Origin of the sequence: Scandinavium goeteborgense, from assembly GCF_003935895.2 — a bacterium.
In the GTDB taxonomy this organism is placed as follows: domain Bacteria; phylum Pseudomonadota; class Gammaproteobacteria; order Enterobacterales; family Enterobacteriaceae; genus Scandinavium; species Scandinavium goeteborgense.
This window is the reverse complement of record NZ_CP054058.1, coordinates 4078961-4102569: the sequence shown is the minus strand read 5'-3', so window position 1 is coordinate 4102569 and position 23609 is coordinate 4078961. Positions and strand designations below refer to the sequence as shown.

Sequence of the window (23609 nt, the reverse complement as noted above, 5' to 3'; positions counted from 1 at the left end):
TGCTGATGGCCAACCGTCTGGCGTTGTCCGGCACAGTGTGCAGGGCGCCACTTAGAAAGGTTAGCCCGTCAGGAATTCCTCACTGCCAGTTCGTGCTTGAGCACCGATCGACGCAGGAGGAAGCCGGTTTTCACCGGCAGGCATGGTGTCAAATGCCCGTTATTATTAGCGGACACGAGAACCAAGCCATTACTCACAGTATAACGGTCGGCACGCAAATCACCGTTCAGGGCTTCATCAGTTGCCACAAGGCACGAAATGGTCTGAGCAAAATGGTGTTGCATGCCGAGCAGATTGAATTGATAGATTCTGGAGACTAGCCAAATGGCACGTTATTTCCGTCGTCGCAAGTTCTGCCGTTTCACCGCGGAAGGCGTTGTAGAGATTGATTACAAAGACATCGCTACGCTGAAAAACTACATTACCGAAAGCGGTAAAATTGTCCCGAGCCGTATTACCGGTACTCGTGCAAAATACCAGCGTCAGCTCGCTCGTTGCATCAAGCGCGCTCGCTACCTGTCCCTGCTGCCGTACACTGATCGTCATCAGTAATCGGCCACAGTCCATTAACACGACTTTGAGAGGATAAGGTAATGCAAGTTATTCTGCTTGATAAAGTAGCAAACCTGGGCAGCCTGGGTGATCAGGTAAACGTTAAAGCGGGCTACGCTCGTAACTTCCTGGTTCCACAGGGTAAAGCTGTTCCAGCTACCAAGAAAAACGTTGAATTCTTCGAAGCACGCCGTGCTGAACTGGAAGCCAAACTGGCTGACGTTCAGTCTGCTGCTGAAGCTCGCGCTGAGAAAATCAACGCACTGGGCACCGTTACCATCGCGTCTAAAGCAGGCGACGAAGGTAAACTGTTCGGTTCTATCGGTACTCGCGACATCGCTGATGCAGTTACTGCTGCTGGCGTGGCTGTTGCTAAGAGCGAAGTTCGCATGCCGAACGGCGTTCTGCGTACCACTGGTGAGCACGAAGTGGACTTCCAGGTTCACAGCGAAGTGTTCGCTAAACTGGTAGTAAACGTAGTTTCAGCGTAATTTGATTACTCTGTAACAACGACGAAACGCCGGCCTTGTGCCGGCGTTTTGCTTTTCTGCACTTGCTCAATTCCTGCCCGTAGTAGATATTCCCCAGACATTTCCGGATAATGAATTAAAACGCTATTTTAATTCAGGTGTCGTTAATGGAAGTCGTTACACCCGCTCCGCTCTTTACTCGCAAAAACGTGGTCTACGCCGGGGCAACGCTGTGCTGTTTGCTATGGGGAAGCTCATACCCCGCGATTAAAAATGGCTATGAAATCTTTCAGATAGCCACCGACGACATTCCTTCAAAAATCATCTTTGCAGGCTACCGGTTCCTGTTCGCAGGCGCGTTACTGCTGTTGTTCGCGCTGGCACAGCGTAAACCCATTGCCCGACTCAACGCCCGGCAGTTTGGTCAGTTGACGATCCTGGGCCTGACCCAAACCTCGATTCAGTACGCCATCTTTTATATTGGCCTGTCGTTCACTACCGGGGTGAAAGGTTCGATCATGAATGCTACCGGCACGTTCTTTAGCGTGCTGCTGGCGCACTTTATCTATCAGAATGACAAGCTGAGTTATAACAAAACCCTGGGCTGTGTCCTCGGTTTTGCCGGAGTGATGTTGGTGAACTTCAGCCATTCCCTGACTGATTTCAGCTTCGTCTGGCGCGGCGACGGTTTCGTGGTTCTGGCAGCATTTATTCTTTCCGCGGCGACGCTGTACGGGAAACGTATTTCGCAGACGGTCGACCCGACGGTGATGACCGGCTGGCAGTTGGCTATCGGCGGGTTGGCGCTGGTGGCGGGTGGCTATCTTTCAGGCGGGACGCTGACGTTCCACGGCGTTGAATCCGTGGCGGTGCTGGGCTATCTGACGCTGCTTTCATCGGTGGCGTTTGCGCTGTGGAGTACGCTGCTGAAGTACAACCGCGTCAGCATGATTGCCCCATTCAATTTCGTTATCCCGGTGGCAGGCACGGTGCTGTCAGCCATTTTTCTCGGCGAGAACATTATGGAATGGAAATACGCGGTGGCGCTGGTGTTGGTCTGCACGGGGATTCGGTGGGTGAACAAGCAGAAAGGGTGAGACTGGCCCGGTAATCGCGTTACCGGGCGAAAGGATTAGCGAACGCGGATATAGCTCCCGTCAGACTGACGCGTAAACAGCACCTGTTGTCCGCCGCCACTGTCGATGGTCAGCCCTGTCACCACGCCGTTAGCATTCTGACGAACCTGAACCATTTGCCCGGCCTGTAATGAACTCAATGGCTTTCCGGCACCTTCCACTTTTGACATCGCATAAACATCGGTTGGTGGCAGGTTATGATCGCGGAACAGCTGCGCCAGAGTTTTGCCTGATTCTACGCGATAGCTGCGCCACTGCTGTTCGATGCCCGGAGCGGACTGCGATTGCGTCTGCGCAGGCGCGGTTTGCGCCTGAGGCTGAGATTGTGGCTCCGTTTGTACCGTCTGCGGCTGCTCGTCAGGCTGTTCTTCCTGAACCACTTCCGGGGCGGCAGGCGCGGCCTGGCCCGGATCGTTTACCGGCGGCGAGGAAACCAGCGGCGGCAGTGGCTGCTGCAAATTGCCCTGTTGCGGCTGAGACTGCGACTGGATGTCGAGCTGCGCATTTCGGCTCACCGGCTGTTGGGCAGGCGCATTATCATCAGAGGGAAGTAGAAAGCCGATGATGACCAGCAGAAAACCCGCAATAATACCGCGACGGTGCAACGGTGGCAGCGGGTCCATCAGTGTGAAATTATCCGGTGCATGCCAGATTTTTAACAACGTAGGTTGTAGTGCGAATCGCCCGGGCATGGGTCACCTCCTGCTCCGCGTTTCCCTGTTTTGTCCCTCAGTATATACATAATTCTGCCGAGACAAAGTTTTACCCGATGCGGCCTGGCTGTTATGCTGCCCGCTGATTTTCATCCGATGAAAGGAAAGACCATGGCAACCCCGACTTTTGACACCATTGAAGCCCAGGCTAGTTACGGAATCGGCCTCCAGGTAGGACAACAGCTTAGCGAATCCGGCCTGCAGGGCCTGCTGCCAGAAGCACTGGTTGCTGGTATTGCTGATGCGCTGGAAGGCAAACAGCCACAGGTTCCGGTGGATGTGGTTCACCGTGCGCTGCGTGAAATTCACGAACGTGCTGATGCCGTACGTCGCGAACAATTCGAAGCCATGGCTGCAGAAGGCGTGAAATACCTGGAAGAAAACCGTGAGAAAGACGGCGTGAGCAGCACCGAATCCGGCCTGCAGTTCCGCGTACTCACTCAGGGCGAAGGCGCAATCCCGGCACGTACCGACCGCGTACGCGTTCACTACACCGGCAAACTGATTGACGGCTCCGTGTTTGACAGCTCCGTCGCACGCGGTGAACCAGCTGAATTCCCGGTTAACGGCGTGATCCCTGGCTGGATCGAAGCCCTGACCCTGATGCCGGTTGGCTCCAAATGGGAACTGACTATCCCGCAAAACCTCGCGTACGGCGAGCGTGGCGCTGGCGCGTCCATCCCACCATTCAGCACGCTGGTTTTCGAAGTCGAACTGCTCGAAATCCTGTAAGTCCGCTGATCCTCTCCCGTTCGCGGGAGAGGATGCCAAAAAGTAGTGTAAAATCCCTAAGTTAGAAATTTGTTAGCATTTAATCTTGCATTGTCGCAAAGTCAGTGTATTTTTGTGAGCTGTTTCGCGTAAGTAGAGTGATATAACACTCACTTCAAACATCTTATTAACATTTTATTCATTTCTTAGTATTCAACCCGCCGATTCTTTCCTACTATCGATCCGTCTTAAAACTGAAACATCGACAGATGTATTCAATGGCCGAAGAGCCAGCACAACACAACAGGAACAACAGGAAAAAATCACATGGTAGATCAGATTAAAGTCGCTGCCGATGAAGAGGCATCGACTGAACAGTCGCTTCGGCGCAGTCTCTCCAACCGGCACATTCAGCTCATCGCTATCGGCGGCGCCATCGGCACCGGGCTGTTTATGGGCTCGGGTAAAACCATCAGTCTGGCCGGGCCGTCGATCATCTTCGTTTATATGATAATCGGCTTCATGCTCTTCTTCGTCATGCGGGCAATGGGTGAATTGCTGCTGTCGAATCTCGAATACAAATCCTTTAGCGATTTCGCGGCCGACCTGCTCGGGCCGTGGGCGGGATACTTCACCGGCTGGACTTACTGGTTCTGTTGGGTGGTGACCGGAATGGCCGACGTCGTCGCCATTACCTCGTATGCGCAGTTCTGGTTCCCCGGATTGTCAGACTGGGTCGCGTCGCTGGCGGTTATCCTTCTGCTGTTGGGCCTGAACCTTGCCACCGTGAAAATGTTCGGTGAGATGGAGTTCTGGTTCGCGATGATCAAAATCGTTGCCATTGTCGGGCTGGTGATTGTCGGTCTGGTCATGGTGATGACGCACTTCACGTCCCCAAGCGGCGTACAGGCCTCATTCGATCATCTGTGGAATGACGGTGGCTGGTTCCCGAAAGGGATTAGCGGCTTCTTCGCTGGGTTCCAGATAGCGGTGTTTGCCTTCGTCGGTATTGAGCTGGTGGGCACCACGGCTGCCGAAACGAAAGACCCGGAGAAATCGCTGCCGCGCGCGATCAACTCCATTCCCATCCGCATCATCATGTTCTACGTGTTCGCGCTGGTGGTGATTATGTCCGTCACGCCATGGGGTTCCGTGGTGCCGGATAAGAGTCCGTTCGTTGAACTGTTCGTGCTGGTTGGCCTGCCTGCGGCGGCGAGCATCATCAACTTTGTGGTGCTGACCTCTGCGGCATCGTCCGCAAACAGTGGTGTGTTCTCAACTAGCCGTATGCTGTTCGGTCTGGCACAAGAAGGCGTGGCGCCAAAAGCATTCGCCAAACTCTCAAAGCGCGCAGTTCCGGCAAAAGGCCTGACCTTCTCCTGCATCTGTCTGCTGGGCGGGGTAGTGATGCTGTATGTGAACCCAAGCGCAATCGCCGCGTTCACCATGATCACCACCGTGTCGGCCATTCTGTTTATGTTCGTGTGGACCATTATTCTGTGTTCTTATCTGGTCTACCGCAAACAGCGTCCGCAGCTGCATGAAGCGTCAAAATACAAAATGCCACTCGGCAAACTGATGTGCTGGGTCTGTATGGCGTTCTTCGTGTTCGTGATCGTGTTGTTGACGCTGCAGGAAGATACCCGTCAGGCGCTGATCGTCACGCCGCTGTGGTTTGTGGTGCTGGGCCTGGGTTGGTGGGTGCTTAGTAAGAAACGTACCGCGTAGTTCGAACGTCGTCCTCTCCTACACTCAGGCTCTTTCTCAAAGGGCCTGAGTGCTCTTCAGTAATACCGTCCCGCTAAATTCAATTTTAAATGGATTAGACTTTGCAGAGCTTTCGCGAAGGTTAGAGACTGTTAGATGGATTTCGATGAATTTTCGTTTTGGATTTTGTCGTTAAAATTTCGTTTATTAGAGGTATTATTATGAAAAAAACCATCCTGGCTTTAACCTTCGCCGTCGTAAGTCTCCCTGCTTTCGCTAATCATCCGATTGCCAGAACAGCCGTTGTGGCGAACTCCGACCATCCTGTGGCAATGGCCGCGGCGACCGGTGGTAATGGCGCACATCCTGTTGAACGTGGCGCGGTCATTGCTTCATCCGATCACCCAGCTGAAATGGCTGTCGCTACCGGTAATAACGGTGCGCATCCTGTGGCACGTGCTGCGGTAGTTGCACAGTCTGACAACCCTGTTGCTGCGGCCGTTGTGACCGGACACTAATGATCCCGTCAGGTCCTTATTCAAGGGCCTGAAGCCGCGGCTTTTGCAGTTTGGCGCGCACGGCGACGATCACGCCAACCACCAGCAGCGCAATGCCGGTGAACGTCAGCAGCGGTGGAAAGCTCTGGCGCAGCAGGAAGGTATACAGCAGGCCTGCCAGCGTTTCGAACACAATCAAAGGCCCGACGATCACCGTGGGCAGGCGCTGGCTGGCGATATTCCAGCATAGCGCACCCACCCATGAGCAGAACACGGCGATGGCGATCATCAGCGTGATAAACACCTCTGGCCGCGGGCCAAACGGCAGCGGGAAGGATTGCCCCTGGCCTCTGAGCCACAGGCAGGCGAGCACGTAACCCAGCAGCGACACGGGCAGCGTCACCAGCGCCTGTGCGGTCGCCCACATCATCGGGTGCTTATCCGGATTTTCACGCAGCCAGCGTGCATTGCGCAGTGCGTACCACGCCCAGCAAACCACGGATATTAACGCCAGACCGATCCCGCTCCCATAACGCCACCAGCTGAAATCGACCAGACCGCGGCGCAGCTCGGCGATATTCACGCATATTAATCCCAACGCGATGCAAACCAGGGCAGGCGCCATGCTCAGCCAGGAGAGCTTACCGTCGCGATGGCTGTACAGCAGATTGGCAAATACCGGAAGCACCACCGGCAGTGTGCCGATGATCATCGTTGAAACCGGTGCGCCCGCGCGCTGAATGGCGCTGGCCAGGCACACGTAATAAATGAGATTGCCCATCATGGTCAGGCCCAACGCCGTAAGCCAGTCACTTTTGCTGAGCTGTTTAAGCTTCGCGCGTCCGAGCCACGCCAACGGCAGGGCGATTAACCCCAGCGCCAGATAGCGTCCCATCGACTGCAATACCGCCGGATATTCCGGCACCAGTAGCGGCCCAACGAAAATCAAACCCCACATCAGCCCCGCCAGCAGGGCGTACAACACACCACTCATCATGTTCTGCACCTTCTTAGTCAACAGGTGCAGTGTAGGAAGGACGGCGGCGGGACGTATTGTATGAGGTTGCGCATTAGCGCATGAAAACCTGTTTCTGGTAGCGAACGGGCGTGATGCCGTAGCGAAGGGTAAAGGCCCGGGTGAGGTGAGACTGATCGGTCAGGCCGGTAGCGGCGGCCACTTCGGCGGCAGGCATGCCGCGAGTCAGAAAATCTTTGGCACGCCACAGGCGAATCGCCATCAGCATCTGGTGCGGCGTAACGTGATATCGGGCTTTGAACTGACGCTGAAAGTGGTACGGACTGAGCGACACGACGGCAGCCAGATCGTCGAGCGTCACACTGTGCATATAGTTGTCGTGCAGATAGTCGCGTACGCGTTCGAAACGATGGCTCGCTTCATGCAGATGCGGAGCATGGTGGGCGAAGGGGCTGAAAGTCTCAATCAGATCGAGCAGCAGACCTTTTTGCGCCAGCGGGTCGTCGGTGTTCCACAGGCCATAAATCTGCTGGCACAGCCTGGCAGACCGCTCTGTGTCATGGCGAACCACGTCGCTGAACCACCAATGGCGAACGCCGGTCACTTCTTCCAGTAAATCCGGTTCCAGATACACCATCCGATAGCGCCAGCCGTCGGCGGTTTCCGCTTCGCCGGTGTGCAGTTCGTCCGGGTTCATGGTGACCACTGAATTGACCGGTGCCACATACTGGGTACCGCGATAGCGAAAACGCTCGGCACCGAGTTCAATGGCGCCGATACCAAAGGCTTCGTGGGTATGCGGCTCAAAGGCATAGCGCGAGATATGGGCGTGATAAAGCTCCACTCCTGGCACCTGAGCCAGATGGCGGAAACTGGCGCTGTCTCGCTCGTCTGTGAACTGCTGAGGAACACCCTGCACGCTAACCTCCCACGGAATATCCCGACATTATCGAAGATACCCCGTGGGGACGCCACAAAAAATAACCTATCGTTAACGTTTACAGGATACTTTTGACGCTGTCAGACAACGCGGTGGTCGGGCGCTGGATGAGTTTGCTGAGCGTGCGGCTGTCATCAAACAGGCCGCCTTTTGACGCGCCAATGTCAGAGTCCGCCAGCATCTCTGCCAGTCCGGCAGGCAGGCCGACCCCTTTCAACGCGGCGGCAAAATCCGCTTCGCTCAGGTTCTGGTAGCTCACGTTTTTACCGCTCTGTTTGCTCAGTTCGGCGGCCAGTTCGCTGAGCGTCCAGGCATTGTCACCCGCCAGCTCATAGACTTTACCAGCGTGGCCTTCCTGGCTCATCACCTGTGCCGCGGCTGCCGCATAATCGGCGCGGGTCGCGGAGGCAATTTTGCCGTCGCCCGCAGCCCCGATAAACACGCCGTGCTCAATGGCCGGAGGTGCGCTGGCGAGATAGTTTTCGGTGTACCAGCCGTTGCGCAGCAGGGTATACGCGATACCGGACTCAGCGAGCATTTTCTCGGTTTCGACGTGCTCAACATGCAGGCCCAATGGAGATTTATCAGCATGGAGTAGGCTGGTGTAGGCGATGAATTTCACGCCCGCGGCTTTCGCTGCGTTGATGACGTGGCGATGCTGCACGGTGCGCTGCCCGACTTCGCTGCCGGAAATCAGCAGCACTTTTTCTACGCCCTGGAATGCGGATTTAAGCCCGGTTTCGTCGGTGTAATCGCCCTGACGGACGACGATGCCTTTGTCGCTCAGTGCCTGGGCTTTCGCCGGGTTACGCACAATGGCGACCAGCTGGTTGGCGGAAACCGTTTTCAGCAGGTTGTCGATAACAAGTTGGCCCAGTAGGCCGGTAGCGCCGGTAATTGCGATCATCATGTGACTCCTTCGTGTTTGTCTTCAGTTGTGATACGCTAACACCCTTACTAACTTTTAGTAAGTACGCACAAAAAGGTAAGTATGAAAATGGCAAATCCGACCCTCAGTGAACAGCTGCGCGATGGCAATTTATTTGCCGAACAGTGTCCGTCCCGGGACGTGCTCAAGCATGTGACCAGCCGCTGGGGCGTGCTTATTCTGGTGGCCTTACGTGATGGTACCCATCGCTTCAGCGACCTGCGTCGGAAAATGGGCGGCGTCAGCGAGAAGATGCTGGCGCAGTCGTTACAGGCGCTGGAGATGGATGGTTTTATCGACAGGGTGTCGTATCCGGTAGTACCCCCGCATGTGGAATACAGCCTGACGCCGCTCGGCGTGCAGGTGAGTGAGAAAGTGGAAGCGCTGGCGGACTGGATTGAGTTGAACCTGCCGCAGGTGATGGCGAACTGGGATGAGCGTGCGGCGTGAATGCCCGTTATGAAGCAGGAATTGCCCGGCAGCGCTAACGCTTGCCGGGCCTCCGATAAGTGCGTTACTTGCTTAAATCAAGCTGATACACCGCAAAACCGATATCGTCAGTGCCGACTTTTTTCATCGGATACTGCGCGTGGTCTTTGATAAACGCCGCGGCTTTCTCCGTCGGTGACGTTTCAAAACGAATATCCAGCGGCGTGGCCGAATGAATCGGTGCTAAGCGCCAGTTGTTGTCCGCCGCGGGATGGATTTCGCCCTGCTTTTTCGACTCCGCCCCGATCCACGCCGCCAGCACTGAACGGTTCTCATCCGGTGACGCGAACGCGATATGGCTGTCGCCGGTTCCGGCAAACTTGCCGCCGTAAGCGCGGTAGTTATTGGTTGCCACCAGGAAGGTTGCAGCCGGGTCGATAGGCTTGCCGTTAAAGGTCAGGTTTTTGATACGTTCTGCTTTCGGGTTAATGCTTTGGCATTCGCCGTCGTAGCGTGCCGGCTGGCTGACATCAATCTGATAATCCACACCGTCGATAACGTCGAAGTTATAGGTGCGGAAACCGTCCCAGTTGATCAGCGACTGCGGTTTGCTGCTGGACACGTCAATCTGATTGAACTGCCCGGCGGAGCATTCCAGCCACTCTTTTACCTCTTTGCCGCTGACTTTCATCACCACCAGCGTATTCGGGTAGAGATACAAATCGGCGGCGTTACGGAAGGTGAGCTGGCCTTTTTCCACTTCGACAAAGCTGGCCGGATCGTTTTTACGTCCACCGGCTTTAAACGGTGCTGCGGCGGAAAGTACCGGCAGTTTCGCCAGGTCCGGGTCGCCCTGAATAAAGTGCTCCACGTAGGCTTTCTGCGCCATATTCACCACCTGAACGGTGGGATCGTCCTGCACAAGCGACAAATAGCTGTACATATTGTCGGACGATTTACCGATAGGCTTGCTGACGAACGCCCGAGTGGCATCGTGATCGGCCTTCAACACCTTCACCATATTCTGGTCTTCAGCGGCGAGGGATTTTTTGGCAACGGCGTCATATATCGGCCGCGCTTCGGCTTTGGCCTGCGACACCTGCCATTTGCCGTCGTCATTGTTCAGCACCAAATCCACCACCCCGAGGTGATCGCCCCACATGCCCGGCATCACCGCTGGCACGCCGTTGAGAAGACCTTTGTCGGTATCCGCCCCTTTGATGCTGGCGAAATCCTTCGACGGGAACACCGCATGGGCGTGACCAAACATGATCGCATCCACACCCGGAACCTGGCTGAGATAGTAAACGGAGTTTTCCGCCATCGCCTGATACGGGTCGGCGGAGAGGCCGGAGTGGGCGATAACCACCACCACGTCGGCGCCTTTTTCACGCATTTCAGGCACATACTTGCGGGCGGTTTCGGTAATATCATTCACCGTCACTTTGCCGCTGAGATTGGCTTTATCCCAAATCATAATCTGTGGCGGCACAAAACCGATGTAGCCAATTTTCAGGGTCTGCGGCTTGCCGTCTTTGTCGACAACCTGAGTCTCTTTAATCAGATACGGCGTAAATAGCGGCTTCTTGGTCTTAACGTCGATGATATTGGCGTTAACGTACGGGAATTTCGCGCCGTTTATCGCTTTATGTAGGTATTCCAGACCGTAGTTAAATTCGTGGTTGCCAAGGTTGCCCACCGCGTAATCAAGGGTGTTCATCGCCTTGTATACCGGATGTACATCGCCCGTTTTGAGGCCTTTCGCCGCCATGTAATCGCCGAGCGGGCTCCCCTGGATCACATCGCCGTTATCCACCAACACGCTGTTTTGCACTTCACCCCGCGCGGCGTTGATCAGGCTGGCGGTGCGCACCAGACCAAACTTTTCCGTGGCGGAATCTTTGTAGTAGTCAAAATCCATCATGTTGCTGTGCAGGTCAGTGGTTTCCATGATCCGCAAATCCACGGTTGAGGCCTGAACACTCGCGGCAATCAGCGTGGCAAGGAGCGTTGCGCTAAACTTAATCATCAGAGGGGTCCTTTCATTGATCGAGGGCACAAAAGACAAAAGGGTATACATCCTGTTGCTTACAGAAGTGTGAAGGTTGCCAGAAAATTGCGCGAGGAAACGGGCAACGCTTCACAGATAGCGCAATTGGTCGCGATAGGATATAAATAAAACAACGAGTTAACACCACTCTACTTAACACGAGGTGGAAAATGCTGGAACAAGTATGTCAGCTTGCACGGAAGGCAGGTGATGCCATTATGCAGGTTTACGATGGGGCGCAGCCGATGGACGTCGTCAGCAAAGCTGATGATTCCCCAGTGACGGCAGCGGATATCGCGGCCCACAGAGTGATCGTCAGCGGGCTGAATGCCCTGACGCCCGACATTCCGGTGCTGTCAGAAGAAGACCCGCCGGGCTGGGATGTGCGCCAGCACTGGCAGCGCTACTGGCTGGTGGATCCGCTCGATGGCACCAAAGAGTTTATCAAGCGCAACGGGGAGTTCACGGTCAATATCGCCCTGATTGAACAGGGAAAACCGGTGCTCGGCGTGGTCTACGCGCCAGTGATGAAAGTGATGTACAGCGCGCATGAGGGCAAAGCCTGGAAAGAAGAGTGCGGCGTGCGCAATCAGATTCACGTCCGCGATGCCCGACCGCCGCTGGTGGTGATCAGCCGTTCGCACGCCGACGGCGAGTTGACGGAGTACCTGCAACAGCTCGGCGAGCATCAGACCACATCGATTGGATCGTCGCTCAAATTCTGCCTGGTGGCGGAAGGGCAGGCGCAGCTTTATCCGCGCTTCGGGCCGACTAACGTCTGGGACACCGCTGCGGGCCACGCGGTTGCGGTGGCTGCCGGGGCGCACGTTCACGACTGGCAGGGTAAAACCCTCGACTACACGCCGCGTGAAGCGTTCCTCAACCCCGGCTTCCGGGTATCAATCTACTGACCGAGTAGCTTATGCAGCAGGGCGATAACCTGCTGCACATCCTCCTGCGTCAGCGCCCCGTCTTTTGCCCATTCCACGCGACCCTCTTTATTCAGCACCACAATCGCGGAACCGCCTTCTTCAAGCTGCCAGGCGCTGCGCGCCAGCCCGTTGCTGTCGACAATAAACTGCGACCACGGATAGAGCTTTTTATTGCTCTCAATGCTACTGCGCACGAACATCCCCGAGCCTGGAATGGCATCGTCGGTGTTCACAAGGGTGGTGGTCTGGTATTTGTCGTGCGGGAATTTTGCGGACTTAATCGCTTCGATGAGTGTGGCGTTCTTCTCTTTGGCAGATGTACGGCCAGCAATATGTTGTACAACTCTCACTTTGCCAGCAAGCTGCGAGCTATTCCAATTTTTATAGCTAAAATCATCATTATCAAGAATGAGTTCGCCACGGTCGGTGATGCCCACGGCGGGCACCCGTTGACCGTTCTGGAAATTATGCGCAGAGGCCATCAGCGGCATTAACAGGCATGAAATCGCCATCAGCTTACGTAGGGTCATGGTGTTTCCTTATTTTATGCAGGTGATCCGACCACTTGGTTCTGAGCTTTAATCATAAGTGCGAATTATGAGCTTTACCCGCAATCATGATGCCAGTTTGCGGGTGACCGCACATAACCGTGGAAAAATGAAGGCTTATACTGCCTTATTCCCCAATCTGAATAGATTATTCTTAATTACTGTCATCAAACGGTAAATAAACTTATACAGACTGGGTGTCCCGGTCGATATGGACTATAGTTTTAGTGCATTAATTTTGCGCCCCGGAACGCGGAACCGATTGTGGAGTCGCAAGGGCGTAAGACTCAGCAGGAGATAACAATGAAAATTTTCCAACGGTACAACCCACTTCAGGTGGCTAAGTACGTGAAGATCCTGTTTCGTGGACGGTTGTACATCAAGGACGTGGGCGCTTTCGAATTTGATAAGGGCAAGATTCTTATCCCGAAAGTGAAGGACAAACAGCATCTTTCTGTCATGTCCGAGATCAACCGTCAGGTTACGCGTCTGCAAACTGAGATGGCGTAATCAACAAACGTGCTATGCAGTAAATAAGCAGTAAAAAAAACGGCTCCTCGAAAGGGAGCCGTTCATGTTTCTACGGGCCGTAAACTTATGCTGCGCCTTGCTCTTCAGCGTCAGGCAGTTTCGGCGTCAGAACCGTAGGCTTGCTGTCGACGCGAGTCACCAGCAGCTGATCGATGCGGTAGTTATCGATATCCACCACCTCGAATTTATAGCCAGAGAACTTCACGAAATCGGTACGTTTCGGGATTTTACGCAGGGTAAACATCATGAAGCCGCCAATGGTTTCATAGTTGCCAGACTGCGGGAAATCGTCGATATCCAGCACGCGCATCACGTCTTCAATCGGCGTGCCGCCGTCGATGAGCCATGAGTTTTCATCACGCGCCACAATCTGTTCTTCCTGACCCTGGCCGACCAGGTCGCCCATCAGCGTGGTCATCACGTCGTTGAGGGTGATAATGCCCACCACCAGCGCGTATTCGTTCATGATAACCGCGAAGTCTTCACCGGCGGCTTTGAAACTTTCCAGCGCTTCTGAGAGCGTCAGGGTGTCCGGCACAATCAGCGTATTGCGTAACTGCACGCCACCCGCCAGCGCCAGGCTCTGATTCGCCAGCACACGGTTCAGCAGGTCTTTTGAGTCAACGTAGCCGATGATGTGGTCGATATCTTCTTTACACACCAGGAACTTAGAGTGCGGATGCTGCGCGACTTTGTTCTTCAGGCTTTGTTCGTCTTCGTTCAAATCGAACCAGATAACGTTTTCGCGCGAGGTCATTGACGACGGCACGGTACGCGATTCCAGTTCAAACACGTTCTCAATCAGCTCGTGTTCCTGCTTACGCAGCACGCCTGCCAGCGCACCGGCTTCCACTACTGCGTAAATATCGTCGGAGGTGATGTCGTCTTTACGCACCATTGGCAGTTTGAACAGGCGGAAAATCATGTTCGCCATGCCGTTAAAGAACCACACCAACGGGCGGAATACCGAGAGGCAGAAGCGCATCGGGTTGATGATCCGCAAAGCCACGGCTTCGGGCGAAATCATACCGATGCGTTTCGGAGTCAGGTCAGCTATCAGGATGAACAAACTGGTGACCAGCACGAACGACAGAATGAAACTTACCTGGTCAGCAAGCTCGGCTGAAACGTACTTAATAAGGATGCTATGGAAGGCCGGGGAAAAGGCTGCATCACCGACGATACCACCCAGAATGGCGACGGCGTTAAGACCGATTTGCACCACGGTAAAGAACATCCCGGGGTTTTCCTGCATTTTGAGAACACGGTGTGCATTTATATTGCCCTCATCGGAGAGCAGCTTCAGTTTGATTTTGCGAGAAGCTGCAAGCGAAATCTCAGAAATCGAGAAAAACGCACTGACGCCGATGAGGCAGAGTATGATTAATATACTGTTTAACATAGTTTTTCTAACCGTTAAGGTCAGAACCTCGGGAGGATGGTTGAGTCGTTGATTGAATTGGATGAACGCTTAAAAAACCGGTCCGAAGGCTCTGGACCGGCAATATCCGGGATAGTATAGCGTAAGGGACTGTAAACTCGCCAGAGGGTTCACGGGGAATCTGAATTCCGGCTTATTTCAGGCCTGCGTTGGACACCTTGCCGGCATCTGACTTTGGGCTCGTTGGCATGCAGAGATTAATCAACAGATGCGAGAGTAGTACGCTGTCTTTGCTCTTAACGAGTTCCTGCAGATTTGCGTTCCGGTATATGTCGGGTGTCCAGGAGTTGTGCAATGAAATCAGGCCACAGTTTGATTTCGCGACGATCTCTTCGAAAGTGAGTTTCGGCGCGGTGAAATAGAAGTCCAGATATCGGTGATGCGGATGCTCATGGTGATTGCCTAACTCGAGAATATTCCCGCTGACGGTTGCATCGATTATCTCTGTGTTCTCGGAATAGTGCCCGCTGTCGAAAAGCGCATTCACAATACTGTTGCCAACATAATCCCACGGAACAGGGGTGGGAAGCGGAACACTCAAGCGTTCTGCGATCGCCTCAGCCCATTTTGAAAGTAAGGGGTGATTAGGTTCTGGGGATGACATGACGGCTAAATGGATCCTCTTACTCAGAGGATAGCCAAACGCAGAGAATTTATCCTTAGGGAACTGACCATTAGAAAATGGATCCTTGGTCATGATGGTATCGGCATCAAGGAAAACGCCTCCCCGGGTCAGCAGCACCCAAACAGAGACCACATCAGATTGCATGGCCAAAGAGAGACGATAAAACGACGGCGTTAATAACGTTTCAGGTAGATAGCGATGGAGATTCTGGTGATTGATTATTTCAATCGTGATACCTGAAATGGCACGCTGCCAGGTGCGCATACAGAGTTTTATGTAGTCGGGGATCCCGTTCTTGCTCTGATCGACCCAGTAGGTGTACACGTTCAATTTTTTCGCTCAACTCTCAATCTACTTTTAATGTAAAAGCGGCGCGTAGGGTGAGTTTCTTAAGGGCTGATGCCAAAAAAAATCAGCATCAGCCCTGGTCTGACTTAACTTCCAGGCGCGAAAGCGGCACCTTTTTTGCTTTTATTAGGACTTGCGTCCCAGACTTCGTTGTAGGCCCGACCGGTCAGGTCTTTAATCACCTGGCGGGTCTCCTCATCACACGCTTCAGCGCTACCGCCCAGTTTGCGGCGGGCAATTTCCTTAATCAGCGTTTTATGAGTTTGCTGATTAAGCTTGAACTTATAGGTCATCCAGAAGCTTATCGATAGCAGGGCACCGGTAGCGAAAATCATCAGGCCGATTATCGCGTGCAGCGCGCTGATCGGCTGAGCCCCTCCGCCTTTCACGAAGCCACTTTCCTGCAACACCACGCCAATCAGCATCACCGCCAGCGCGACGGTACTTTTGCGCGTCAGAACCATTACGCCAGCGAAAATGCCTTCCCGGCGTTGGCGGGTCACTATTTCATCTACGTCTGGAATGAAGCTGTAAATGTTCCAGGGAATGTAATACAGCCCGGCACGGGCGAGGCCCAGTAGCATAAAGACAGCGGAGAACACGATGGTGTTCACCGCAATATTGTTGATATAGACCACGAACAAGAACGCCAGCACCGCAAAAATGCAGCTGTAGGAGAGCCGTAGCGCACTGGATGGGGTCAGGTTCAGTTTGTTCATCAGCATCATAAAGCCGAACGTGCCAGGGATGGACACAAACGCGGCGATACTGAGCAAGCCTGATACGGCAGCCGCATCGCGATGCAGACCATAAATCACAAAATAGGTGAACACCGAGCCGAAAACATCCATCGCCGTAAATGAGCAAATATAGATGATGATATGCTGACGGAAGGCCCTGATTTTGAACGATGACAACAGGTCAAGCACCAGATATTTCAAGTGGTTAAGGAGTCCGGGCTGTCTGTCGTTGACCGGGGCAAACTCGTATTCCTCGCGCACATCCTTTGCTTCCCAGGTACAGGCCCAGGTGGTAAAGACGGCGATACAGAAAATCAGCGCAAAGATGCCGCCAGTCAGCGTGTAGGTGAACGGGTTGTCTTTGCCGGTGAACTGCATAATCACCCCAGGCACTGAAACCGCCAAAAATCCGCCGAGAGACGAGCACATCATACGAACGCCCGACAAACGCGTGCGCTCGCTAAAGCGGTTGGTCATTTCAGCCGCCAGCGTTTCCCACGGTACCAGTACCATGGCTGAAAGCAGCTCAATGGAAAGATAAGTGCCAAGGTAATACCAGTAGCTCATGTCTGTGACCCATACCAGGGCATACAGGAGCATGAGCGGGGCGCTCAGCAGCAGGAAGAAGCGCCGGCGACCAAAGCGTCTGCCAAGCCAGGTATTGGCGAAGTTATCCGTAACGTAGCCCATAATCGGGCTTAAAATCGCATCAATAACCCTGGCGATGGCGAAAATCGATCCTGCTTCTAATACCGACAGGCCGCAGTAGGTGGTGTAAAAAAAGAGCAACCAGGTGCCGATAACGGCAAAAGCACCCCCGCCAAAAAGATCGGTTACGCCGTAGCCAATTGCTACGCCGTAACCCACTTTGCGTTCAGTAGGTTTAACCATAATTATTATTCTCTGTTCGATGTTTGGTTATATGGCACACGCTCACTGTGTGCCGCATCTTAGTGCCGCCGGAATCGCGTTGTTATTGGGGTAACGTGACCCAGTGTCGTAACTGTGAGGACCGGTAAATCGCTTCAACGAGTTGCAGGGATTCCGCCGCCTCGTGAAGACCGGTAATGCCCTCGAACCTGCCGCTGTGCAGGGCCTCATAAAACCGGCGAATGGCCTGAAGGTGGCCAATTCCCCAATAGCTTTTGCTGTGGCTGTAGGGCGTTTCGTCGCTGGCGACAACCACCCGTTTTCCCCCTGATACGCGCCAAAGCGTGTTATCTCGCAGTTGTAACTCGCCTTGTTCGCAATGGATTTCCAGCTGTAACGGCGCGTCCCGGGTGTGATTGTTGCTGGCGAAAAACAAGCCGTGCGCGCCGCTGCTGAATTCCAGCGTCGCCATGGCGGTGTCTTCGGTATCGATGGTGTCCTCAAGCCATGCGCAGTCGACCATGCCCTTCAGACGTGTGACGCCGCCGCCAAACCACTGCACGAGATCAAGTGTGTGAATGGCCTGATTAATCAGCAAGCTGCCGCCTTCGGTGGCGTAACGTCCACGCCAGGGGCTATTGGCGTAATAAGGAGGGGGGCGTGACCAGGTGAGAAATGCATTAATGCTCAGCAGCCGCCCTAAGGCGTTCTCGTCCAGAAGCTGATGAAGCGCCAGACTGGTGGGATTCAGGCGGTTTTGATAGCACACGCCTAATTGCCCGGCGGCCTGCTTTTCTGCTGCCTGAATTTCTGCGACTTCCGCCATGTTCATCCCGACCGGCTTTTCGCAGAACACCTGTTTCCCTGCCGCCAGCGCGGCAAGGATCATCGGTTTATGCAGATAATGCGGGGTGCAGATGTGTACCACGTCAATGGTCACATCGCAGAGCATCTCCCGGTAGTCCTGATAAAAATGACAGTTGTACTCCGTAGACAGCGCCAGTCCTTTATCTTTCTCGGTGTCCACCACCGCGCGAAGAACGACGCCAGGTATCTGGCGCAGCGCTTCAACGTGGCACTGATGAATGGCCCCGCAACCGATAATGGCGGCATTCAGCGTTTTCATCATGGCCTCCTTATTGGCCCGCGTTAGCCAGCATTTGCGCTTTGACGCACAGTTCAGCGGCCTTAAAGGCGTGTGCCTGGCTCATGGCGTTTTCAGTGCGGTTCAGGCAATCCTTAATTAGCTCGCCGAAATACGGGAAGCCCACCTGGCCCGCCACCGGATAGCGATGCTCGCCCTCGTTATTCACCAGATACACCACGTCCTGTTCGCCGCGCGTCAGGTCGATGTATTTGCGGATTTCGATATAGCCTTCGGTGCCGAGCAGCGTCAGGCGCCCGTCGCCCCAGGTTGGCAGACCCGCAGGGGTAAACCAGTCGCAGCGGAAATAACCGGTCGCGCCGTTGGCCCCGGCGAGCATTGCGTCACCGAAATCTTCAAACTGTGGATACTGCGGATGCGTGACGTTACGGACCTGGCTGGCGACGATGTGCGCCTCTTCGTTGCCGGTGTAAAACAGGAATTGCTCAATCTGATGGCTGCCGATGTCGCACAGAATGCCGCCGAAGTAGCGTTTCTCGTAGAACCAGTCCGGACGGCCTTCGCCTTCGCGGTGTGGCCCAGTGCCAATCGTCTGAATGACCTGACCAATTGCGCCCTGTTTCACCAGCTGCCCGGCGAAGACCGCGCTTTCGACGTGCAGGCGTTCGCTGTAATACACAGCGTATTTGCGCCCGGTTTTGGCGACCATCGCTTTGGCATCTTCGAGCTGTTCGAGGGTGGTCAACGGCGCTTTATCGACGAAGTAATCTTTCCCCGCCGCCATCACTTTCAGCCCCAGTGCGCAACGTTCAGACGGCACGCCCGCGCCTGCGATAAGCTGAACTTGCGGGTCGTTGAGCAACGTTTCCAGCGAGTCGGCGACCTTCACCTGCGGATACTGTTGTACAAACTTATCGACTTTCGCCGGGTCCGGATCCCACACCCATTTCAGTTGCGCTCCGGCTTCAACCAGCCCGTTGCACATGCCGTAGATATGTCCGTGATCGAGGGCGGCGGCGGCAAAGACAAACTCGCCAGGCTTAACCACCGGTTGAGGCTTACCGGTCGGGGCGTAATTCATACCGTCGTTCTTGTTCATGATGCTGCTCCTGTATCGAAATTTTTGCCAAGCGGGATAGCACCGACTTCATTGAAGTTGGCGACCGAGGCGGATTTTTCATAAAAATGCGGAGCGCGAGCGGTCAGGCCGCCGGTCCGATAAAAGACGTCGTCAGACGCAATCGGCAGTGTCACCACCGTGCGGGTAATTGCTGATTTATAAATGGCGGTGATGATTTCCAGCGAACGCTTGCCCTGCACGCCGTCTACTAACGGCGGTGTCTGCTGTTCGAGCGCTGTGAGGAAGTTATCTATTTGCCCGGTGTGCAACGTCCAGCGCAGTCTTGGCGTTACGCGAAACAGCGTGGACAGCTGATCTTCAAGCGCCGCGTTATGGGTGTCTTGCGGAAAACCGTTGTCTGCCGATTGGCTGGCGAAAACGTCCCACGGCGCGGAGATTCGTGCTTTTTCGCCCTGAATCACCATCTTCTGATCTTCGCCGTGATGCACCACCGAGGCGGTAAGCTGGGTCAGTGCGCCGGAAGGGTATTTGAAAATGGCGGCGCTCAAGTCTTCCACTTCGGCATTGTCGTGGGCAACGTTGCTCATCATCGCCACCACTTCGCTCGGGAAACCGAGCATCCATTGAATGGCATCAATGTGGTGTACGGCGTGGTTCAGCGTGCAGCCGCCGCCTTCTTTTTCCCACGTGCCGCGCCACCACAAATCGTAATAGCAGTGGCCGCGCCACCAGAAGGAATCGACCTGCGCGTGGCAGATTTTCCCCGCAAGCCCGGAATCGACCGCCGCTTTCAGCCGCCAGAAGGCGTCGGTAAAGCGGTTCTGGGCGATAACCGACAGCGTTTTACCGCTGGCCTGCTGGGCGGCGATCATCGCGTCGCACTCTTCCAGCGACGCGGCCATGGGCTTCTCGCACAGTACGTGTTTACCCGCGTGCAGTGCGTCGATGCTGATTTTCGCGTGAACGTACGGCGGGGTGCAGACATCCACGATATCGACGTCCGGTTCGTTGTCGAGCATCTGCTGGTGACTGCTGTAAACGCGGGCATCATGCAGCGCGTAACGTTCTTTTTTCTCGTGAGCTTTTTCCGGATAGATATCGACCAGCGCGACAATTTGGCAGCGCGCGCCCATTTCCAGATAGCCCTGAATGTGGTTGTGCGAAATATTCCCAGTTCCGACAATTGCGACACGTAACATGCTGGCTCCTAATTACCAGGTTCCGGAAGCGTCGAGGGTGCGGCTCTCGACCTGTTTTTCCACTGAGGCGGCGATGCGCTCGTCGAGCAGGTGCTTGAAGCGCTGCTCATCAAACGGCAAATCGACCCAGCCGTCGGTCCAGGTTGAAAGGTGCATGGCGTTGGAAAGGGTCAGGCCGCGAATACCTTCGAGGCCCGGAGCGATAAGCGGTTCGCCGCGCAGTACAGCGGCGCAGAAATTGGTGGTGATCACATGATGTTCGCTGCATTCGGCAGCAACAGGAATCGTGACTTCCCAGCACTCCGGCTCACCAAAACCGTTTTGCCAGCGGGCGTTGAAGGCGTCTTCAGATTCACGCAGGCGCCAAAAACGCAGGCGGCCTTCTTCCACCACTACTTTTCCGCGGGTGCCCGCGATTTCCAGACGGTTGGTGCCCGGCGTTTCCGCCACGGTAGTGATTAACACGCCGGTCGCGCCGTTTGCATACTCGGCGTAGGCGGTCACTTCGTCTTCCACTTCAATCTGGCGGTGTTTGCCGAACTGGCAAAAGGCACGCAGACGGATCGGCATACCCACCAGCCACTGCCAGATATCGAGCTGATGCGGGTCCTGATTGAGGAGTACGCCGCCGCCTTCGCCTTTCCAGGTGGCGCGCCAGCCGCCGGAGTTGTAGTAACTCTGCGAGCGATACCAGTTGGTGATAATCCAGTTAGAGCGGCGGATGTCGCCGAGTTCGCCACTGTCGATCAGGTCTTTGACTTTCTGATACAGCGGGTTGGGGCGCTGGTTGTACATGATGCCGAACACCACATCGCACTCCCGGGCGCAGGCGTTCATCTCCTGAACCTGCGCGGTGTAAACCCCGGCGGGTTTTTCGCACAGCGTATGAATGCCGTTTTGCATTGCCAGAATCGACAGGCTTGGGTGATCGTAATGCGGGGTGGCGACGATCACCGCGTCGATAAGCCCGCTGCGCAGCATGTCGCGGGCATTGCTGAAGATGTCGACGTTATCGCCCACAATCTGGCGGATAGCATCGTGCTTTTTCTCGTCGATATCGCAAACGGCAGTGAGTTGCGCTTCTTTCACCGTACCAGCCAGTAAATAACGCGCATGAACAGTACCGATATTACCCACACCAATAATGCCAAAACGTATTTTGTCCATGTCACACCTTATTCAAGTTTCCTCAGGGATAAGGCGAAAATAGGAAGAACACGGCATTCAGACAAAAGGAATTTGTGAGAATGCTCGCAGGCTAATTATCAAATTTCGGTGTGCAGGATAAATCTGTTTTAAAATCATCTTATTGTGTCTGCAAAAATTTGCAGATATTGATTGTGAGAGAGGTCACACAATGTCCGGCAAGCTTAAAATGGACCAAATAGCGACGCAAACGGGTTACTCAGTCAGCACGGTTTCCCGGGTGCTATGCGGCAAGTCATACACCAGTGAAAAGGCGCGGGAGGCGATTGTGCGTTGCGCCAGAAAGCTTGGGGTACTCGACGAACTGGCCACCGGACGACTGCTCATTAATGGGATTGCGGTATTTGCCCCGGCGAGAACGTTTACAGCGCGGGGCGATATATTTTACCAGGAAGTGACGCGCGGGATCGCCGATGCGATTGAACCGCATGATGTATATCTGACTTTTTGTGGGCTGGAAGAGCAGGATGCGGATATTAAGCTTTTTCTTGAAAAGGCCAATAATAAAAATATAAACGCGATAATTATCATTGGGACTGATGATTCAACCGTTTTTAAACTGGCGACAACCCTCAATAAACCCTGCGTATTAATTAATACCAACGACAAAGAGCGGTTACTGGATGCCGTATCACCCGATCACCGGGCGATTGGTTTTAATGCCATGCGTTATCTCTTTGAACAGGGTCACCGACGCGTATTGTGCCTGACCACTCTGCGTCGTGAAACGCTGTACGCCCGGCTCGACGGCATCAAAGAAGCCTATCGCCGCTACCACGTACCGTTCAACGCGCAACGGGATGTGATTGTCACCGAGGGTTTTAGCGCGGAGGAATCCGAGCAGGCGTTGGCGCAATGGCTGGACGAAACCCCGCGCGACCAGTGGCCGCAGGTGATTTTCCCTGGCAGCACCAATATGACGCTCGGCGTGCAGAAGGTGCTGGCCCGTTACGGACTCCGCGTCCCGGAAGACATCTCGCTTATCACTACTGACTTTCACTGGCAACTCGACAATGAAATGGCGGAACCCATCACCAGCGTGACGGTACCCTGCCGTGAACTGGGTGTCGAAGCCGTGCATCTGTTGCAAAACCGGCTCAACCGGCAAGGCACGTCGGTGCTGAATGTATTGCTGCAAGGGAAATTGCAGGAGGGCGGGACGGTGAGTAACGCAACGCGACACACAGGCCGCGTTGCGATTGAGAGCTAAAAATCAGGCGAGCTGGGGTGGTAAACACACGCCAATGCCGCCGATGCCGCAGTAGCCATATGGATTTTTATGCAGGTACTGCTGGTGGTCGTCTTCCGCGTAGTAGAACGGTTTAGCGGTGGCGATTTCAGTGGTAATGGTTCGGGAATCATTGGCCTCGTTCATCGCCGCCTGGAAACGCGCCAGACTGGCGTGGGCTGCTTGCTCTTGTTCCGGGGTCAGCGGGTAAATTGCCGAGCGGTACTGGGTGCCCTGATCGTTACCCTGACGCATGCCCTGGGCCGGATCGTGATTTTCCCAGAACACATGTAACAACTGCTCATAGCTGATAACAGCCGGGTCGTAGACCACGCGAACCGCTTCGGCGTGACCGGTTTCGCCAGAGCACACTTCGCGGTAGGTCGGGTTCGGCGTATAGCCACCGGTGTAGCCCGCCGCGGTGCTGTAGACGCCAGGCAGCTGCCAGAACAGGCGTTCAACGCCCCAGAAACAGCCCATGGCGAACAGCGCGACCTCCATCCCTTGCGGAACGTTAGTCATCGAATGCTCATTAACGGCATGCAGCGCGGCGACAGGCATCGGCGTATTGCGACCGGGCAGCGCATCCGCTTGAGCGACAACGTGTTTTTTATCGAATAAACTCACGGTTTGGCCTCCGGATAAA

General features: G+C 54.6%; 25 protein-coding genes. 11 read left to right on the top strand and 14 right to left on the bottom strand.

The window, feature by feature from the left end:
• The first annotated feature begins 5 nt into the window (after nt 1-5).
• The 4 genes from priB to A8O29_RS20340 all read left to right on the top strand — a co-directional run bounded on the left by priB (nt 6) and on the right by A8O29_RS20340 (nt 2119).
• Nucleotides 6-320: a primosomal replication protein N gene (gene priB, locus A8O29_RS20355; RefSeq protein WP_110511085.1), complete on the top strand. Its 315-nt coding sequence runs from the start codon at nt 6-8 to the stop codon at nt 318-320.
• A 4-nt stretch (nt 321-324) separates the two neighbouring features.
• Entirely contained in the window at nt 325-552 is a 228-nt protein-coding gene (gene rpsR / locus A8O29_RS20350) for a 30S ribosomal protein S18 (RefSeq protein WP_002210155.1), read from the top strand.
• Nucleotides 553-593: 41 nt separating this feature from the next.
• Nucleotides 594-1043 carry a 50S ribosomal protein L9 gene (rplI, locus tag A8O29_RS20345; protein ID WP_110510910.1) on the top strand — a complete coding sequence of 150 codons (450 nt, stop codon included), beginning with the start codon at nt 594-596 and terminating at the stop codon, nt 1041-1043.
• Nucleotides 1044-1189: 146 nt separating this feature from the next.
• A complete protein-coding gene (locus tag A8O29_RS20340) occupies nt 1190-2119 on the top strand; it encodes a DMT family transporter (protein ID WP_125354070.1) in 930 nt (309 codons plus the stop codon).
• Between the two features lie 35 nt (nt 2120-2154).
• Here the strand turns inward: A8O29_RS20340 and A8O29_RS20335 are convergent, their stop codons facing one another.
• Complete coding sequence (locus A8O29_RS20335; protein WP_125354069.1) at nt 2155-2850, bottom strand: LysM-like peptidoglycan-binding domain-containing protein; 696 nt, start codon at nt 2848-2850, stop codon at nt 2155-2157.
• 132 nt (nt 2851-2982) lie between these two features.
• On the opposite strand from A8O29_RS20335, the gene fklB reads away from it, so the two are divergent.
• From fklB to A8O29_RS20320, 3 genes are all read left to right on the top strand, one after another.
• A complete protein-coding gene (fklB, locus tag A8O29_RS20330) occupies nt 2983-3603 on the top strand; it encodes a BamJ family beta-barrel-assembly machinery protein (RefSeq protein ID WP_168713857.1) in 621 nt (206 codons plus the stop codon).
• A 306-nt stretch (nt 3604-3909) separates the two neighbouring features.
• Nucleotides 3910-5310: a D-serine/D-alanine/glycine transporter gene (gene cycA / locus A8O29_RS20325; protein WP_125354068.1), complete on the top strand. Its 1401-nt coding sequence runs from the start codon at nt 3910-3912 to the stop codon at nt 5308-5310.
• Between the two features lie 200 nt (nt 5311-5510).
• Nucleotides 5511-5807, top strand: a complete 297-nt coding sequence (locus A8O29_RS20320) for a hypothetical protein (RefSeq protein WP_125354067.1) — start codon at nt 5511-5513, stop codon at nt 5805-5807.
• A gap of 16 nt (nt 5808-5823) precedes the next feature.
• Here the strand turns inward: A8O29_RS20320 and A8O29_RS20315 are convergent, their stop codons facing one another.
• From A8O29_RS20315 to A8O29_RS20305, 3 genes are all read right to left on the bottom strand, one after another.
• A complete protein-coding gene (locus A8O29_RS20315) occupies nt 5824-6783 on the bottom strand; it encodes a DMT family transporter (protein WP_125354066.1) in 960 nt (319 codons plus the stop codon).
• A gap of 73 nt (nt 6784-6856) precedes the next feature.
• On the bottom strand, nt 6857-7681 hold the full coding sequence (locus A8O29_RS20310; protein WP_125354065.1) for an AraC family transcriptional regulator: 825 nt from the start codon (nt 7679-7681) through the stop codon (nt 6857-6859).
• Between the two features lie 79 nt (nt 7682-7760).
• Entirely contained in the window at nt 7761-8609 is an 849-nt protein-coding gene (locus A8O29_RS20305) for an SDR family oxidoreductase (RefSeq protein WP_125354096.1), read from the bottom strand.
• A gap of 90 nt (nt 8610-8699) precedes the next feature.
• On the opposite strand from A8O29_RS20305, the gene A8O29_RS20300 reads away from it, so the two are divergent.
• The gene (locus A8O29_RS20300; protein ID WP_125354064.1) at nt 8700-9080 is read left to right on the top strand and encodes a winged helix-turn-helix transcriptional regulator; all 381 of its coding nucleotides are present in this window, start codon (nt 8700-8702) and stop codon (nt 9078-9080) included.
• 64 nt (nt 9081-9144) lie between these two features.
• On the opposite strand, the gene A8O29_RS20295 is transcribed toward A8O29_RS20300, so the two are convergent.
• Nucleotides 9145-11088, bottom strand: a complete 1944-nt coding sequence (locus A8O29_RS20295) for a bifunctional 2',3'-cyclic-nucleotide 2'-phosphodiesterase/3'-nucleotidase (RefSeq protein ID WP_125354063.1) — start codon at nt 11086-11088, stop codon at nt 9145-9147.
• A 191-nt stretch (nt 11089-11279) separates the two neighbouring features.
• Here A8O29_RS20295 and cysQ point away from each other — a divergent pair, with 191 nt between their 5' ends.
• On the top strand, nt 11280-12020 hold the full coding sequence (gene cysQ, locus A8O29_RS20290) for a 3'(2'),5'-bisphosphate nucleotidase CysQ (RefSeq protein WP_125354062.1): 741 nt from the start codon (nt 11280-11282) through the stop codon (nt 12018-12020).
• Here cysQ and A8O29_RS20285 read toward each other — a convergent pair.
• A complete protein-coding gene (locus A8O29_RS20285; protein WP_125354061.1) occupies nt 12014-12571 on the bottom strand; it encodes a YtfJ family protein in 558 nt (185 codons plus the stop codon). The two genes, cysQ and A8O29_RS20285, sit on opposite strands and share 7 nt — an antisense overlap.
• A gap of 321 nt (nt 12572-12892) precedes the next feature.
• On the opposite strand from A8O29_RS20285, the gene A8O29_RS20280 reads away from it, so the two are divergent.
• Nucleotides 12893-13099 carry a DUF1107 domain-containing protein gene (locus A8O29_RS20280; RefSeq protein ID WP_110510900.1) on the top strand — a complete coding sequence of 69 codons (207 nt, stop codon included), beginning with the start codon at nt 12893-12895 and terminating at the stop codon, nt 13097-13099.
• 85 nt (nt 13100-13184) lie between these two features.
• On the opposite strand, the gene paeA is transcribed toward A8O29_RS20280, so the two are convergent.
• The 7 genes from paeA to A8O29_RS20245 all read right to left on the bottom strand — a co-directional run bounded on the left by paeA (nt 13185) and on the right by A8O29_RS20245 (nt 21696).
• Nucleotides 13185-14522, bottom strand: coding sequence for a polyamine export protein PaeA (gene paeA / locus A8O29_RS20275; protein WP_125354060.1), 1338 nt, complete (start codon nt 14520-14522; stop codon nt 13185-13187).
• 172 nt (nt 14523-14694) lie between these two features.
• Nucleotides 14695-15510, bottom strand: a complete 816-nt coding sequence (locus tag A8O29_RS20270; RefSeq protein WP_168713856.1) for a capsular polysaccharide synthesis protein — start codon at nt 15508-15510, stop codon at nt 14695-14697.
• Between the two features lie 110 nt (nt 15511-15620).
• Nucleotides 15621-17165: an MFS transporter gene (locus A8O29_RS20265; protein WP_125354058.1), complete on the bottom strand. Its 1545-nt coding sequence runs from the start codon at nt 17163-17165 to the stop codon at nt 15621-15623.
• Nucleotides 17166-17247: 82 nt separating this feature from the next.
• On the bottom strand, nt 17248-18270 hold the full coding sequence (locus A8O29_RS20260) for a Gfo/Idh/MocA family protein (protein WP_125354057.1): 1023 nt from the start codon (nt 18268-18270) through the stop codon (nt 17248-17250).
• Between the two features lie 10 nt (nt 18271-18280).
• On the bottom strand, nt 18281-19348 hold the full coding sequence (locus tag A8O29_RS20255) for a Gfo/Idh/MocA family protein (protein ID WP_125354056.1): 1068 nt from the start codon (nt 19346-19348) through the stop codon (nt 18281-18283).
• Nucleotides 19345-20529: a Gfo/Idh/MocA family protein gene (locus tag A8O29_RS20250; protein ID WP_174081409.1), complete on the bottom strand. Its 1185-nt coding sequence runs from the start codon at nt 20527-20529 to the stop codon at nt 19345-19347. Before A8O29_RS20250 ends, A8O29_RS20255 begins: the two co-directional genes overlap by 4 nt.
• Nucleotides 20530-20541: 12 nt before the next feature.
• On the bottom strand, nt 20542-21696 hold the full coding sequence (locus tag A8O29_RS20245) for a Gfo/Idh/MocA family protein (RefSeq protein ID WP_125354055.1): 1155 nt from the start codon (nt 21694-21696) through the stop codon (nt 20542-20544).
• Between the two features lie 190 nt (nt 21697-21886).
• On the opposite strand from A8O29_RS20245, the gene A8O29_RS20240 reads away from it, so the two are divergent.
• Nucleotides 21887-22945 carry a LacI family DNA-binding transcriptional regulator gene (locus tag A8O29_RS20240; protein ID WP_125354054.1) on the top strand — a complete coding sequence of 353 codons (1059 nt, stop codon included), beginning with the start codon at nt 21887-21889 and terminating at the stop codon, nt 22943-22945.
• A 3-nt stretch (nt 22946-22948) separates the two neighbouring features.
• Here the strand turns inward: A8O29_RS20240 and msrA are convergent, their stop codons facing one another.
• Nucleotides 22949-23590, bottom strand: a complete 642-nt coding sequence (gene msrA / locus A8O29_RS20235; RefSeq protein WP_125354053.1) for a peptide-methionine (S)-S-oxide reductase MsrA — start codon at nt 23588-23590, stop codon at nt 22949-22951.
• Between the last annotated feature and the right edge of the window lie 19 nt (nt 23591-23609).

What these genes read in the sequence shown, in the direction of transcription:
- priB (WP_110511085.1), top strand. Translation starts at nt 6, where the DNA reads ATGGCCAACCGTCTGGCGTTGTCCGGCACAGTGTGCAGGGCGCCACTT.
- rpsR (WP_002210155.1), top strand. Translation starts at nt 325, where the DNA reads ATGGCACGTTATTTCCGTCGTCGCAAGTTCTGCCGTTTCACCGCGGAA.
- rplI (WP_110510910.1), top strand. Translation starts at nt 594, where the DNA reads ATGCAAGTTATTCTGCTTGATAAAGTAGCAAACCTGGGCAGCCTGGGT.
- A8O29_RS20340 (WP_125354070.1), top strand. Translation starts at nt 1,190, where the DNA reads ATGGAAGTCGTTACACCCGCTCCGCTCTTTACTCGCAAAAACGTGGTC.
- A8O29_RS20335 (WP_125354069.1), bottom strand. Translation starts at nt 2,850, where the DNA reads ATGCCCGGGCGATTCGCACTACAACCTACGTTGTTAAAAATCTGGCAT.
- fklB (WP_168713857.1), top strand. Translation starts at nt 2,983, where the DNA reads ATGGCAACCCCGACTTTTGACACCATTGAAGCCCAGGCTAGTTACGGA.
- cycA (WP_125354068.1), top strand. Translation starts at nt 3,910, where the DNA reads ATGGTAGATCAGATTAAAGTCGCTGCCGATGAAGAGGCATCGACTGAA.
- A8O29_RS20320 (WP_125354067.1), top strand. Translation starts at nt 5,511, where the DNA reads ATGAAAAAAACCATCCTGGCTTTAACCTTCGCCGTCGTAAGTCTCCCT.
- A8O29_RS20315 (WP_125354066.1), bottom strand. Translation starts at nt 6,783, where the DNA reads ATGATGAGTGGTGTGTTGTACGCCCTGCTGGCGGGGCTGATGTGGGGT.
- A8O29_RS20305 (WP_125354096.1), bottom strand. Translation starts at nt 8,609, where the DNA reads ATGATCGCAATTACCGGCGCTACCGGCCTACTGGGCCAACTTGTTATC.
- A8O29_RS20300 (WP_125354064.1), top strand. Translation starts at nt 8,700, where the DNA reads ATGGCAAATCCGACCCTCAGTGAACAGCTGCGCGATGGCAATTTATTT.
- A8O29_RS20295 (WP_125354063.1), bottom strand. Translation starts at nt 11,088, where the DNA reads ATGATTAAGTTTAGCGCAACGCTCCTTGCCACGCTGATTGCCGCGAGT.
- cysQ (WP_125354062.1), top strand. Translation starts at nt 11,280, where the DNA reads ATGCTGGAACAAGTATGTCAGCTTGCACGGAAGGCAGGTGATGCCATT.
- A8O29_RS20285 (WP_125354061.1), bottom strand. Translation starts at nt 12,571, where the DNA reads ATGACCCTACGTAAGCTGATGGCGATTTCATGCCTGTTAATGCCGCTG.
- A8O29_RS20280 (WP_110510900.1), top strand. Translation starts at nt 12,893, where the DNA reads ATGAAAATTTTCCAACGGTACAACCCACTTCAGGTGGCTAAGTACGTG.
- paeA (WP_125354060.1), bottom strand. Translation starts at nt 14,522, where the DNA reads ATGTTAAACAGTATATTAATCATACTCTGCCTCATCGGCGTCAGTGCG.
- A8O29_RS20265 (WP_125354058.1), bottom strand. Translation starts at nt 17,165, where the DNA reads ATGGTTAAACCTACTGAACGCAAAGTGGGTTACGGCGTAGCAATTGGC.
- A8O29_RS20260 (WP_125354057.1), bottom strand. Translation starts at nt 18,270, where the DNA reads ATGAAAACGCTGAATGCCGCCATTATCGGTTGCGGGGCCATTCATCAG.
- A8O29_RS20255 (WP_125354056.1), bottom strand. Translation starts at nt 19,348, where the DNA reads ATGAACAAGAACGACGGTATGAATTACGCCCCGACCGGTAAGCCTCAA.
- A8O29_RS20250 (WP_174081409.1), bottom strand. Translation starts at nt 20,529, where the DNA reads ATGTTACGTGTCGCAATTGTCGGAACTGGGAATATTTCGCACAACCAC.
- A8O29_RS20245 (WP_125354055.1), bottom strand. Translation starts at nt 21,696, where the DNA reads ATGGACAAAATACGTTTTGGCATTATTGGTGTGGGTAATATCGGTACT.
- A8O29_RS20240 (WP_125354054.1), top strand. Translation starts at nt 21,887, where the DNA reads ATGTCCGGCAAGCTTAAAATGGACCAAATAGCGACGCAAACGGGTTAC.